The sequence below is a fragment of the Aquabacterium sp. genome, from assembly GCF_016234775.1.
Classification (GTDB): domain Bacteria; phylum Pseudomonadota; class Gammaproteobacteria; order Burkholderiales; family Burkholderiaceae_C; genus Aquabacterium.
Genome location: NZ_JACRAH010000003.1, coordinates 54,834 through 68,210, shown reverse-complemented (window position 1 = coordinate 68,210; position 13,377 = coordinate 54,834). Strand labels below are relative to the sequence as shown.

Below are 13,377 nucleotides of genomic sequence, written 5' to 3'. Positions count from 1 at the left end.
TCGCTTCAGTCTTTGCGGTCAAAGCCTTGTTCGACCATCCAGTCGGCGCCGGCCTCTTCACGGGCGCGGGCATCGGCCTCGTCGTCGCTCTCCACGTATTCGCGGCTTTCGTCGTCGTGGTCTTCGCGGTCTTCGTCCTTGTCGGCGTCGTCCTCATCGGCATCGTCAGCGGCGGCTTGCATGCGGCCATCGGGCTTCTCGTAGAGGTAGACCAGGGCGGCGGCGATGGTCATGAAGCGCTGGCCATCGGCCTGCTGCAGAAAGGTCTCGGCCAGCGACTGGGCCGAAGGCAGGACCTGCACGGCGCCGCCCAGCTCGTCCCAGTCGGGCACATCGTCGATCTCCAGGCTCACGACCTGGTCCATCACGGCGGGTTCAGTGAAGCGAAAGCCCTGGTGGAAGACCACGGCCACCATTTCAGGCGCGGCTTCGGTCATCTGCAGCAGGAAGTCCAGCGATTTGCGCTTGTCGGCCAGGCGTTTGCGCAGCACGTCGCGGCCTTCCGTGTCGGAAGTGAGGTCGTCCATCTCGGACTGGTAAGCAGCGCGCAGGTCGTGGAAGGCGGGGGAGAGGATCATGGTGTGGCAGGCGGGCGCGAAAGTGGGTCGATGGGGCTTTGAAGCGGGGGGGCTTGGGGGCTGGGGCCTTGGCGTGGCCTGCAAGCCGGGCGACCAGGCTCAGAGCAGGGCGCTGAAGTAGTTCAGCCAGATGTCGCGCGCGGTATCGATGGGGCTGTCGAGCAGGTTGCGACGGCGGTTGTCGTCGTAGGCCTGGCGCTTGTCGGGGTCAGAAAGCACATCGTACGCCTCTTGCACAGCGCGAAAACGTGCAGGGGCTTCCGGCGCCGTGTTGCGGTCCGGGTGATAGAGCGAGGCCTTCTGGCGGAAGGCCTTCTTGATGTCGGCCAGCGTGGCCGCGCTGCCCAGGCCGAGGGCGGCGTAGTGATCGGTCATGGTTGCCGCGAAAATGTGTCTGGAGCTGAACTGTACTGGATGTACCGGGTTCGTGGCACTTTCCGCTGGCACCGGGGCCTCAGCGGCCCTTCAGTACGGCCTGATAGATCCCTTGCTTGATCTCGAACGAGAAGGGGTGCCAGAAGGCCATGTGACGCTGGGCCATCAGTACGCCGGCCATGTTGTGCCGAGGTGAGATCCACCAATGGGTGCCACCCAGCCCACCCCACTGGAACTCGTCGATGGATTCGGGTGGGTCGAAGGGCAGCGGGGCGAGGGTCACGGCGCCCCCCAACCCGAAGCCTTTGCCCGGCAGTTCGCCAAAGCGTGGGAACTTGATCCAGCGCTGATCGGGCAGTTGGTTGCGCATCATCATGGCGATGGTGTCGGGCTTGAGCAGGGCCGGGCCGCCGGGCATGAGGCTGCGCAGCAAGGCCAGCGTGTCTGGCAAGGTCGAGACCAGGCCGCCTCCGCCGGACTGCCAGGCGAAGGGTTTCAGATTCGCTTGAGGGTAGGGCGCGTTGTCATTGCGGGTGAGGCCAGGCAGCATGGGCTTGGTCAGATCCGCGCCCATGTAGAAGGTGGCCAGCCGGTGCTGGTTCTCGGGTGGGATGACGAGGCCGGTGTCGACCATGCCCAGCGGCCCGAGGATGCGAGCCTGGATGAAGGCATCGAAGCGCTGCCCGCTGACGACCTCGATCAGGTGGGTCAAGACATCGGTGGCAAAGGAGTATTCCCAACCCTTGCCTGGATGGAACAGCAGGGGCAGGTCGGCCAGGGCGTCCATCTTCTCGGCCAGTGTCGTGTTGGGGCTCAGTAGCTTGCGTGCGCTGTAAGCCTTGTAGATCAAGGTGCCCGGGTCGAGCAGGCCATAGCTGAGGCCCGACTGGTGTGTCAGCAGGTGGCGGATGGTGATGGGGCTCTCTGCAGGCTCGACATCATCCAGTTCCGTCGCGCCGGGCTTGAGCACCAGGCGCTTGCCCAGTTGGGGGATGAAGCGCTCGACCGGCTCATCGAGCTCGAAGCGGCCTTCTTCCCACAGCAGCAGCACGGCGCAGCTGGTGATCAGCTTGGAGTTCGAGTACACGCGGAAGATGTGATCCGCCCGCATCGGGATCTGGCTTTCCTTGTCGGCCCAGCCTGCGCAATGGAGGTCCACCAGATCCTGCCCGACCAGCACGGCGGAGGACACGCCAGCCAGGATGTCGCCATCGACATACCGCTGCAAGGCAGCATGAACCGAGCTGAAATCGTAGCCTGTGGGCGTCACCGTCATACCGCTCATGTGTATGCCTTGCTGTTGTCGAGGTGGGTAAATTGTGGGGGATGTTCCGCAAGGCGTGCGGACATAATGAACTTCATCTCGACACGGTTCGTTTTCAGCATGCGCCCTCCCTACACCCCCCAGATCCGCTTGTATCAAGACTGGCTGCGCACGCAGCATGGCCTGAGCTTCGATGACTACGATGCCTTGTGGCAGTGGTCCGTGAATGACCAGCAGGCCTTCTGGCAAAGCATCTGGGACTACGAGGGCATGCAATCGCCCACGCCGTATTCGGCGGTGCTGAGTGAGGCGCGCATGCCGGGCGCCAGGTGGTTTCCGGGCGCCCAGGTCAATTACGCGCAGCGCGTCTTGCGTCATGTCGATGCCGCGCAGGCGGCAGGCGTGCCGGCCATCGTCAGTGACAACGAACTGGGGCAGGCGCGTGAGTTGAGCTGGCCCGAGCTGCGCCGCCAGGTCGCATCCATGGCGCTGGCCTTGAAGGACCTGGGCGTGCAAAAGGGCGACCGTGTGGCCGCCTACCTGCCCAATGTGCCCGAGACGGTGGTGGCCTTCCTGGCCTGTGCCAGCGTGGGTGCCATCTGGAGCGTGTGTGCGCCAGACATGGGCACACAAGCCGTGACCGATCGCTTCCAGCAGATCACACCGCGCGTGTTGATCGCGGCCGATGGTGTGCACTATGCCGGCAAGGGCCTGGACCGCAGCACGGTGGTCGAGGGCTTGCGTGCCGCCTTGCCCACTGTTGAGAAGGTCATCGTGCTGGAAAGCGCTTTTGCAGCACAGCCCGTGAAAGCCGATCTGAGCTTTGCCCAGGCCATCGCCCGTGATGACGCGGCCGTGCGCGAGTTCGAGCCTGAGTGGCTGGACTTCGATCATCCTTTGTGGATCGTGTATTCGAGTGGCACCACGGGCCTGCCCAAGCCGCTGGTGCACGGGCATGGCGGCATCCTGATGGTGAATGCGGCCGGCAACAAGCATGGTGATGTGGGCTGCAGTTACGCGCCCAACAGCCTGGGTGAGCGCTTTCATTGGTACAGCTCCACAGGTTGGGTGATGTGGAACAGCCAGATCGGCGGGCTGCTTGGTGGGGCCACCATCTGCCTGTTCGATGGCAGCCCGGGCGGCAGCAAGGAGTCGCCCGACTGGACGGTGCTGTGGCGCTTTGCCGCGCGCCACAAGGTGACTTACTTTGGCGCGGGTGCCGCCTTCTATGCGGGCTGCATGAAGGCCGGTGTGGACATCAGCCAGTGCGGCGATCTGTCGCGCATCCGCGCCCTGGGCTCAACCGGTTCGCCCTTGTCAGAAGAAACGCAGCGCTGGGGCACGGATCAATTCGCCCGCATCGGCACGCCCGACATCTGGTGGAGCAACATCTCGGGAGGTACCGACTTCTGCGGCGTCTTCATCGGCGGCCATCGCGAGCTGCCGCTGGTGCCGGGCCGCCTGCAATGCCGCTATCTGGGGGCCTCGGTCGAGGCCTGGAACGAGCAGGGGCAGCCGGTGATGGGCGAGGTGGGTGAGCTGGTCTGCACCAAACCTATTCCGTCGATGCCCTTGTTCTTCTGGGGCGACGAGGGCAACGCCCGTTACCTGTCGAGCTACTTTGATGTGTACCCCGGTGTCTGGCGCCATGGCGACTGGCTCAAGATCGATGCCGACAGCAGTTGCGTCATCTATGGCCGCAGTGATGCGACCATCAACCGCCACGGCTTGCGCATGGGCACCAGCGAGCTGTATGCGGCCGTCGAGGCCTTGCCGGAAGTGCTGGATTCGATGGTGATCGACCTGGAATACCTGGGGCGTGAGAGCCGCATGATCCTGTTCGTGGTGCTGCGTGCGGGCCATGCGCTGGATGCCACCATGCAGGCGCGCATCAACGAGGCCATCAAGACGGCGGTGTCGCCGCGCTTCATTCCGGATCTGACCTTGCAGGCGCCCGAGATCCCGCGCACCTTGTCGGGCAAGAAGCAGGAGGTGCCGATCAAGAAGGTGTTCCTGGGGCAGCCGCTGGCCAAGGTGGTCAACAAGGATGCGATGGCCAATCCGGGGTGCCTGGATTGGTATGTGGCGCAGTTCAGGCTGGCGGCACCGCAGGCCTGATGATACGCACAGGGCGCGGTTGGTTGGCACCGTTCAAATCTCGCGCCCGCAACTGCCCACACCCCCCATCCACATCCTGCCCGGCTGATTGCCTCAGTTTGGTCAGGATGCCGCGGCGATGCAGGGTGCGGGCGATCTCGGCGGCGCGTTCCCATGTGGGGCGCTTGAAGTCGAGCTCGTCCACCGTGTTGTAGGGGATCATGTTCATCAGCGCGTACTTGCCCTTGAGCAGGCGCACGATGCCTTCGATCTCTTCTTCGTTGTCGTTCACGCCTTCGATCAGCGTCCACTGGTACTGGATCGGGTAGTCGGTCTGGCGGGCGTACACCTCGGCGCGCTCCACCAGTTCTTCGGGTGTCATGCGCGGGGCGCGGGGCAGCAACTGCGCGCGCAGTTCGGCCTTGGTGGTGTGCAGCGACAGGGCTAGCGCTGGCCTGACGCGGCCCATTTCCAGGCCTTGCAGGCGATCGAAGGCGCGCGGGTCGCCCACGGTCGAGAAGACCAGGCTCTTGTGGCCGATGTTGCCGATGGTGCCCAGCAAGTCGATCGCTTCGAGCACGTTGTCCAGGTTGTGCGAAGGCTCCCCCATGCCCATGAACACGACCTTGTTGACCTTGCGGCGCGTGCGGGCCAGGGCCACCTGGGCCACGATTTCGGCGCTGCCCAGTTGGCGCAGCAGGCCTTCCTTGCCCGTCATGCAGAACACGCAGCCCACGGCGCAACCCACTTGAGATGACACGCACAGGCCGCCGCGGGGCAGCAGCACGCTCTCGACCGTTTGCCCGTCGGCCAGCGCCACCAGCAGGCGCGCGGAGCCGTCTTCGCCAGGGTGTTCCGAGCGGATGCGGGCCAGGCCCTCGATGTCGGCCAGCACGGCGGGCAGGCCTTCGCGCACTTCGAGCGGCAGGAAGTCTTCAGGGCGGCGCTTGCCGCCTTCCTGGGGCAAGGCTTGCGACCACAGGCGCAGCACGCGCTGGATGTGGATGGGTTTGGCGCCCAGCGTGTGCAGGCGCTGGCGGATGTCTTCAATGCGCATGGCGAAATGGGGTGGCGCGAATGCAGGGCGACAGTGTAGAGGCCGGTCTGTGCTGCAGCGCCGGACTGGGTGGGCTTTTTCCGGCTTTTGTCGTCAGGCCAGAGACGTAGACTGCCAAACTCAGTACGACCCCTTGTGGGGTGACAAAAATGCCGAGGAGGCAATGCCTGTAACAGCACCGAACCGGGGCGAGATGTGGAGCATGTGGCAGAAAGGCCTCGTGCTCTTGCTGGCGTATGTGTGCTCAGGGTGGCTGGGGCTGCAAATGCCGTATGCGGAGTCCCACATCACCTTGGTGTGGCTGCCTTCAGGCATGGCCGTGGCGGCCTTGTTCCGTTGGGGATGGCAGATGTGGCCGGCCGTCTATGTTGCGGCCTTCCTGGTCAACTGGAGCGTGGCTTCACCCTTCTGGTTGTCGGCCGGCATCGCGGTTGGCAACACCTTGGCACCGCTCTGCGCTGCCTGGATCTTCAACCGACTGCATTTTGACGGGCAGTTCGCCCAACGGCGACATGTGCTGACCTTCTTGCTGGCAGCCGCATCCGGCATGCTGGTCTCTGCGAGCGGTGGCGTGCTTTGTCTGTATCTGGCAGGGCTGGTGCCCGTGACGGCGCTGCCCTCGGCTTGGACATCGTGGTGGATGGGCGACACGGTTGGCGTGTTCCTGGCTGCACCGGTGCTGCTGCTGAGCTCTCGTTTGGCATGGAAGGCCTTGCGAGGCAGGGCGCGCGAGTGCCTGGTCTGGGCCTTGCTGGCCGGCGTGGCCGCCTGGTTCGCCTTCCTGCATGACTACGATTCGCCCAATCGGTCGCTGCCCATGGCGTTCCTGACCCTGCCGCTGGCAGCCTGGGCTGCGATGCGTTTCCACCGCCTGGGAGCGGCGCTGGCTGGCTTCGGCTTCTCCGTGCTGGCCGCTGTGGGGACCGGTTTGAGTCTGGGCACCTTCCATCTGGCAGACGTGCAGACAGGCCTGTTTCTCTTGTGGAGCTACATGGCCGTCACCATGCTGACGGGTTTGATGATTGGCGCGATGCACGCAGAACGGGAGGACATTGAGCTCACCCTGAGGCGCAGCGAGGACCGGCTCAACGAGGCCCAGAGGGTGGCCTTGTTGGGCAGTGTCGAATGGGACATCGTCAACGACCAACTGTGGTGGAGCGATCAATATTGGCGTGTGTGGGGTCTGGAGCCGCATCAGCAGGCACCCCGTCGGGACATCTATCGCCAGGCCATTCACCCGGAAGACTTTGATCAGGCCGAAGCCGATGTGACGCGTGCCCTTCGCCAGAAGTCCTCCTTCATCAGCGAATACAGGGTGATATGGCCGGACGGCAGCCTCCATGACGTCAGGTCCATTGCCCGCGTCATGCTGGACGAGCACGGCAAGGTCAGTCGGATGATCGGGACGGCGCAGGAGATCACCGAGCAAAAACGCCAGCAGGCGGTGATGCAGCGATCGGAGACCAAGTTTCGCAAGCTCTACGACTCCATCAGCGATGCGATCATGGTGGTGGGCCCCGAGGGCATGATCGAGTGCAACCAGGCCGCACTGGATCTGTTTGGATGCCCGAGCAAGCAGGTGTTCATGGGCAAGCGGCCAGGCGTGGAGATGTCGCCACCCACGCAGGAAGATGGCCGCGATTCGCAAGCGCTGGCGCAGGAATACCTTGATCGGACGTTGCGCGAGGGTGACCTCCGGTTCGAATGGTTGCATCGTCGACTGGACAATGGCAAGGTCTTTCCCGCCGAGGTGTGGTTGAGCGTGATGGACCTTGACGGTCGGCCTTGCATCCAGGGCATCGTGCGAGACATTTCTGCTCGCCGCTTGGCCGAGCAGAAGATCCAGTGGCTGGCCTTCTACGACGAGTTGACCCGCCTGCCCAATCGTCGGCTGGCGTCCGACCGCCTGGGGCAGGCCTTGGCCGTGAGCCGTCGCAGCCGCGAACTGGGCGCCATCATGATGCTGGACCTGGACAACTTCAAGACGCTCAATGACACACAAGGCCATGACGCAGGTGATCGGTTGCTGGTGGAGGCTGCCTCCCGGCTTCAGGCTTGCGTGAGGCAGGAAGACACGGTGGCACGGTTTGGTGGCGACGAGTTTGTCGTGCTGATCGAGGGGCTGGGGGCGGATGAAGTCTCGGCGGCCACGCATGCAGAAGTGGTGGCCGAAAAGATCCGCGCGGCATTCGAGGTGCCATTCAATGTGTCCACTGGTGGCCGGGGATTCCGCACGACCTGCAGCCTAGGCGTGGTGCTGTTCAAGGGCCAGGATCTGACCATTGACGAATTGCTCAAGCAGGCCGATGTGGCGCTCTACCAGGCCAAGGGGGCCGGGCGTAACATGGCGCGGTTCTTCAGCCCGGAGATGCAGGCCATGATCGAGTCGTACTCGGCCATGGAAGCCGCCATGCACCAGGGCCTGCAAAACAAGGAATTCAGGCTGTTCTATCAGCCGCAGATCAACCAGGCTGGCCGGCTGGTGGGGGCTGAAGCCTTGTTGCGCTGGTTCCCCCATGGTCAGCGCCCCGTCTCGCCCGCGCAGTTCATTCCTGTGGCAGAGGAAACAGGTCTGATCGTGCCGATCGGTACGTGGGTCCTGGAGGCCGCCTGCGCGCAGTTGCAGGCATGGGCAACTCAGGCTGGTACGGCTGACCTGGTGCTGGCTGTCAACGTGAGCGCCCGGCAGTTCCGGCAACCGGACTTCGTCAAGGTCGTGCGCGACAAGTTGGCGCTGTACGAGGTGAATCCGGCTCGGCTGAAAATCGAACTCACGGAAAGCGTGGTGCTGGACAATGTGGACGAGGTCATCGAGCGCATGTTGCAGATCAAGGCGCTGGGCGTGACCTTCTCGCTGGACGATTTCGGGACCGGCTTTTCCTCGCTCTCCTACCTCAAGCGCCTGCCACTGGACCAGGTGAAGATCGATCAGTCATTCGTGCGAGATGTCACTACCGATCCCAGTGATGCGGCCATCGTGAGGGCCATTCTGGCCATGAGCGCCTCGCTGGGCATGCAGGCTGTGGCAGAGGGCGTGGAAACCAGGGAGCAACTGGCCTTCCTGGCCAGGCATGGCTGCACGTGCTATCAAGGCTATCTGTTTGGCAAGCCCGTCGCCATTGAGGAGTGGGCGCAACTGCAGCCTGCCGACCTGGTCTCGCATTTCGAGGGGCTGGACCCTGCCGTGGTGATCTGAGCCACGGATGGTTCAGGCCTGATTGCGCCATTCCCGGGGCGAGGTGCCTGTCCAGCGCTTGAAGGCGCGGGTGAAGGCGCTGACCTCGGAGAAGCCCAGCAGGAAGGCCACCTCGCCAATCGAGTACTGCTCGCCCGCCAGGTAGCTCAAGGCGAGTTGATGGCGGGTGTCGTTGAGCACATCGCGGTAGCAGGTCTGCTCTTCGCTCAGGCGACGCTGCAAGGTACGCAGCGTGATGGCCAGGCGTTCTGCCACGTCTTCCTGGCGCGGCTCACCGCTGGGCAGCAGTTCCTTGAAGACGGTGGCCAGCTGCTCTTTCAACGGGCGCTCGCTGATGTTGGACTGATAGCGGTCCAGCATGGTCTCGCTGGCCTTGACGACATCCAGATTGGCAAACGACAGCGGCTTGTTCAGCGTGGCCAGGTCCACCACCAGCGTGTTGGTGTCGCTGCCGTAGATGGGCACGCAGCGCAGCACCTTCTCGAGTTTGGCGTGCGCCTTGGGCTGGCGGCGCTGCAGTCGGATCTCCAGGGGCATGAAATCGCGGCCGTACAGCAGGCGTGAGCCGCGCACCACGGTCAGCACGGCGTAGTCGAAGATGCTCCAGCGTGTGGCGTCGTCGACGGTTCCCAGCAAGGTGGTGTCGCCGCTGATGCTCAGGCGGCCGGCGCCTTCGTCCACCTCGAAGCGGATGTCGGCGGCGTCCGTCACGATGTGGGCGTAGCGGGACAGGCGCAGGTACATCTGGCCCAGGTTCTCCGAGGCCATCAGGGCGTAGCCCAGGGCGTTGAAGTTCAGGGGCATGAACTGCTGCAGCGCCACTTCCATGCCGATCAGCTCGTCGTCGATCTGTGCCAGGGCTTTCTGCCAGAAGGCCAGGCCCAGGTGGGCGGGAAAGCGCGCCATGGGGTCTGTGGCGCTGGACAGGTCCAGGCCGACCTGCTGCAATAGGGCGTTGGCATCCACGCCACGCTGTTCGACCGCACTTTTAGCGGCCATCAGCCAGCTGCGCAAGGCTGAAGCGTTGGGATCTGGCGTCCTGGGCGGCAAAGCGGGGGTACTCCTGTGGCGCCATTCGCAGGCGTTGTTGTGCTGTCTGGCAAGGCCGGTCAACTGGACTGGCGCGTAAAGGCAAGTCCTGGCGGCGGGCTTTCGGCAAGATGGCCGCCAGATCATCCATTCACATCCGGCATCTTATCCAACCCATGACCTCGCTCACACGTCTCGGCCTGCGTTCTTTGAGCCGCATGGCGGCCAATCGCCAACTTGACAAGCTCAACTTGCGCAAACCTACCGAAAAAGTGCTCTATCACGGTACAAAGGCCGGTTTCAAGACGGTCACGGCGGCCAACCGCGCCTTCAAGGCGGTCAAGAACCTGGGTTCTCCGCAGCGCCTGCCCAAGAGCGGCGGGGGCGGGGATCTGTTTGACCTGACGCCCAGCGACGACCAGAGCGCCTTGCAGGATGCGGCACGCACCTTCGCCATGGAGCAACTGCGCCCCGCCGCGTCGGCCGCCGATACCGCTTACGCCGCCCCCGACGCCTTGCTGGCGCAGTGCGCCGAGCTGGGGTTCACGGCGCTGGGCATCCCCGAGTCGCTGGGGGGCATGGGCGCCGAGCGTTCGGCCGTGACCAATGCCTTGATCGCGGAAGCCATGGCCGAGGGTGACATGGGCCTGGCCTTCGCCGCGCTGGCGCCATCGGCCGTGAGCACCGCCCTGGTGCTGTGGGGTAACGCAGATCAGCAAGCACGTTATCTGGCTGACTTTGCAGGCGAGAAACCTCCTGCTGCTGCGCTGGCCGTGCAAGAGCCTGTTGCCCTGTTCGATCCTTTCGTCTTGCAGACCCGTGCCACGCGCTCCGGTGGTGGCTTTGTGCTGTCCGGCGTGAAGGCCATGGTGCCACTGGCCAAGTCGGCCGAGCTGTTCGTCGTGGCGGCCCACCTGGAGGGCACCGGCCCGGCCTTGTTCCTGGTCGAGTCGTCCAGCAAGGGCTTGTCGGTGGAGGAAGACCGCAGCATGGGCCTGCGCGCGGCTGGTGCCGCACGCTTGCGCCTGGAATTGGTGTCGGTGCCGGCTGGCAACCTGCTGGGTGAGGGCAGCGCGGCCGTGTACGAGGAATGCATCCAGTTGAGCCGCCTGGCCTGGTGCGCGCTGGGTACCGGTTGTGCCAAGGCCGTGCTGGATTACATCGTGCCCTACGTGAACGAGCGCGAGGCGTTTGGTGAACCCATCAGCCATCGTCAGTCCGTGGCCTTCGCCGTGTCCAACATGGCCATCGAGCTGGGTGGCATGCGCCTGCTGACATGGCGCGCAGCCAGTCTGATCGACGCCGATGAAGAGTTCGGTCAGGCTGTGGCCCTGGCGCGCCGCCTGTGCGCCGACAAAGGCATGCAGATCGGCAGCGATGGCGTGCAGTTGCTGGGCGGGCATGGTTTCGTCAAGGAGCACCCGGTGGAGCGTTGGTACCGTGATTTGCGTTCAGTTGCACTCATGGAAGGTGGGCTGCTGTTGTAAGCCCCGACTACTGCCTACCTTAGCGAGACATACCCATGATCCATCTTGAAGTTCCACGCAAGTTCAAACCCCTGGTGCGCCAGGCCCATGAAACCGCCGCCGAGGTGCTGCGCCCCATTTCGCGCAAATACGATCAGGCCGAGCACGAGCGTCCTGTCGAGCTCGACATGCTGGCCGCCGTGATCGACGGCATGAACGAAGGCAACAGCGAAGTGGGGGGCACGGGTGCCACCGGCGTGCGCCGTGACGCCAATGACCAGTCGCAGGGCAACCGCAACGGCACCAACTTGTCCACGGCCCTGTCCATCATGGAGTTGTGCTGGGGCGATGTCGGCATGTTGTTGTCCATGCCACGCCAGGGCCTGGGCAACTCGGCGATCGCCTCGGTGGCCAACGACGAGCAGCTCAAGCGCTTCAAGGGGCGCTGGGCCGCCATGGCCATCACCGAGCCGGGTTGCGGCTCCGATTCCGCCGCCATCCGCACCACGGCCCGGCTGGATGGTGACCACTACGTGCTCAACGGCGAAAAGATCTACGTGACCTCGGGCGACCGCGCCGATCTGGTGGTGGTCTGGGCCACGCTGGACAAGAGCCTGGGCCGTGCCGCCATCAAGTCCTTCGTGGTGGAAAAAGGCACCCCCGGTTTCGAGCTGGTGCGCCTGGAGCACAAGCTGGGCATCCGTGCCTCTGATACAGCCGCCTTCCTGCTCAAGGATTGCCGTGTGCCCAAGGAGAACCTGATGGGCGATCCGTCCATCAACCCGGAGAAAAGCTTTGCCGGGGTCATGCAGACCTTCGACAACACGCGCCCCCTGGTGGCCGCCATGGCCGTGGGCCTGACGCGCGCCTGCATCGAAGAGATGGGCAAGATCCTCAAAGACTGTGGCATGGCCGTTGATTACGCCAAGCCGGTAGCCCGCCAGCCCGCAGCCGTGGCCGATTACATCCGCATGCAGTCGGATTACGAAGCGGCACGCCTGCTGACCATGCAGGCGGCCTGGATGGCCGACAACGCGCGCCCCAACTCGCTGGAGGCCTCGCTGGCCAAGGCCAAGGCCGGTCGCACCTGTGTGGAGGTGGCGCTCAAGTGTGTGGAGCTTGCAGGCAGCATCGGCTACACCGAAACCGCTTTGCTCGAGAAGTGGTCGCGTGACGCCAAGATCCTCGACATCTTCGAAGGCACGCAGCAGATCCAGTTGCTGATCATTGCCCGTCGTCTGCTGGGCAAATCGTCGGCGGAGCTCAAGTAAGCAGCCGTCTGATCAGGTTTCACGTCGATCGGTGAAGGCGCGCCCGCAAGGCGCCCGCACCGGCCACTTAGAATGGCGCCCCTCGTGGCGCCATCTTTTTTTGCCGGGCGCCCTCCCGATCCTCAGCAGTACCCCGCCCACTTGTCATGAACATCACGGTCCTCGAAGAACTGCGTGCCTATATCGACCCGCTCACGCCGGAAGAACACGAAGCGCTGGAGCGCAGCATCCTGGCTGAGGGTTGTCGCGATGCCCTGGTGCTGTGGGGCGAGGTGCTGGTGGATGGCCACAACCGCTATGGCATCTGCCAGAAGCATGGCATCCCCTTTCAGACCATCCAGCATCCGGCCTTCAAGTCCATGGAGGATGTGCACCTGTGGATGATCGACCAGCATCTGGGGCGCCGCAGCGTGTCGGACTTCCAGCGCGGCGTGCTGGCCTTGCGCAAGAAGGACATCCTCAGCGCGCGCGCTCAACAGACGCAGGCCCAGACACAGCCGGACGCCGCCGTTGCTTCAACGGCCGCGCCTGTGGCCGATGAGGCGACCCAGACTGACCAAGTGGCCGCGGCCAAAACCACCGAGCCTTTGACCAGCCGCGAAGCCCTGGCCAAGGCCGCCCGCATCAGCGCCACGACCATCAGCCAGATCGAGAAGATCCAGAAGACCGCCGCCCCTGAGCTGGTCGCCGCCGTGAAGGCCGGCGACATCTCGATCAATGCCGCCGCCATCGTGGCCACCCTGCCGGTTGACGAGCAGGTGGCTGCAGCGGCGGGTGGCAAGAAGGAATTGCGCCAGGCGGCCAAGCAGATCCGCGAGGCCAAGGCCCAGGCGCGTGCGGCGGCCGTGGGTGCCATGCTGGAGTCAGGCGAGGCGGCTCAGGAAGGCGAAGAACCTGCGCCTTCCAAGCCGTTTCTGGCCAACCAGCAACCGGACGAGACGGACCAGCAGTTCATCGCCCGCCTGCAGCGCATCCTGCAGGACCTGCAGGCCGAGAACCTCCGGCTCAAGGCCCGTGTGGCCGAGTTGTCGGCCTGATCTTCAG

The 13,377-nt window shown here is 64.3% G+C and carries 10 protein-coding genes; 5 read left to right on the top strand and 5 right to left on the bottom strand.

Features of this window, described 5'->3' with window-relative positions; genetic code table 11:
- Positions 1–5: 5 nt before the first annotated feature.
- The 3 genes from HY836_RS01775 to HY836_RS01765 form a co-directional block, all read right to left on the bottom strand.
- Positions 6–578: a hypothetical protein gene (locus HY836_RS01775; protein WP_290672979.1), complete on the bottom strand. Its 573-nt coding sequence runs from the start codon at positions 576–578 to the stop codon at positions 6–8.
- 99 nt (positions 579–677) lie between these two features.
- Positions 678–953 carry a DnaJ domain-containing protein gene (locus tag HY836_RS01770; protein ID WP_290645518.1) on the bottom strand — a complete coding sequence of 92 codons (276 nt, stop codon included), beginning with the start codon at positions 951–953 and terminating at the stop codon, positions 678–680.
- A gap of 79 nt (positions 954–1,032) precedes the next feature.
- Complete coding sequence (locus HY836_RS01765; protein WP_290672977.1) at positions 1,033–2,238, bottom strand: serine hydrolase; 1,206 nt, start codon at positions 2,236–2,238, stop codon at positions 1,033–1,035.
- A gap of 66 nt (positions 2,239–2,304) precedes the next feature.
- Between HY836_RS01765 and HY836_RS01760 the strand changes: the two genes are divergently transcribed.
- Positions 2,305–4,335, top strand: a complete 2,031-nt coding sequence (locus HY836_RS01760; RefSeq protein ID WP_290672975.1) for an acetoacetate--CoA ligase — start codon at positions 2,305–2,307, stop codon at positions 4,333–4,335.
- Here the strand turns inward: HY836_RS01760 and HY836_RS01755 are convergent.
- A complete protein-coding gene (locus HY836_RS01755) occupies positions 4,310–5,371 on the bottom strand; it encodes an RNA methyltransferase (protein WP_290672973.1) in 1,062 nt (353 codons plus the stop codon). The genes HY836_RS01760 and HY836_RS01755 overlap by 26 nt on opposite strands.
- 202 nt (positions 5,372–5,573) lie before the next feature.
- On the opposite strand from HY836_RS01755, the gene HY836_RS01750 reads away from it, so the two are divergent.
- Entirely contained in the window at positions 5,574–8,567 is a 2,994-nt protein-coding gene (locus HY836_RS01750) for an EAL domain-containing protein (protein ID WP_290672971.1), read from the top strand.
- A gap of 12 nt (positions 8,568–8,579) precedes the next feature.
- Here the strand turns inward: HY836_RS01750 and HY836_RS01745 are convergent, their stop codons facing one another.
- Positions 8,580–9,566: an AraC family transcriptional regulator gene (locus tag HY836_RS01745; RefSeq protein WP_290672969.1), complete on the bottom strand. Its 987-nt coding sequence runs from the start codon at positions 9,564–9,566 to the stop codon at positions 8,580–8,582.
- 206 nt (positions 9,567–9,772) lie between these two features.
- Between HY836_RS01745 and HY836_RS01740 the strand changes: the two genes are divergently transcribed.
- The 3 genes from HY836_RS01740 (at position 9,773) to HY836_RS01730 (ending at position 13,370) form a co-directional block, all read left to right on the top strand.
- Positions 9,773–11,083 (top strand): acyl-CoA dehydrogenase family protein, encoded by a 1,311-nt coding sequence (locus HY836_RS01740; RefSeq protein ID WP_290672967.1) that lies wholly within the window; start codon positions 9,773–9,775, stop codon positions 11,081–11,083.
- Positions 11,084–11,118: 35 nt separating this feature from the next.
- Positions 11,119–12,333, top strand: coding sequence for an acyl-CoA dehydrogenase family protein (locus tag HY836_RS01735; protein WP_290672965.1), 1,215 nt, complete (start codon positions 11,119–11,121; stop codon positions 12,331–12,333).
- Between the two features lie 146 nt (positions 12,334–12,479).
- On the top strand, positions 12,480–13,370 hold the full coding sequence (locus HY836_RS01730) for a plasmid replication/partition related protein (RefSeq protein WP_290672963.1): 891 nt from the start codon (positions 12,480–12,482) through the stop codon (positions 13,368–13,370).
- Positions 13,371–13,377: the final 7 nt, after the last annotated feature.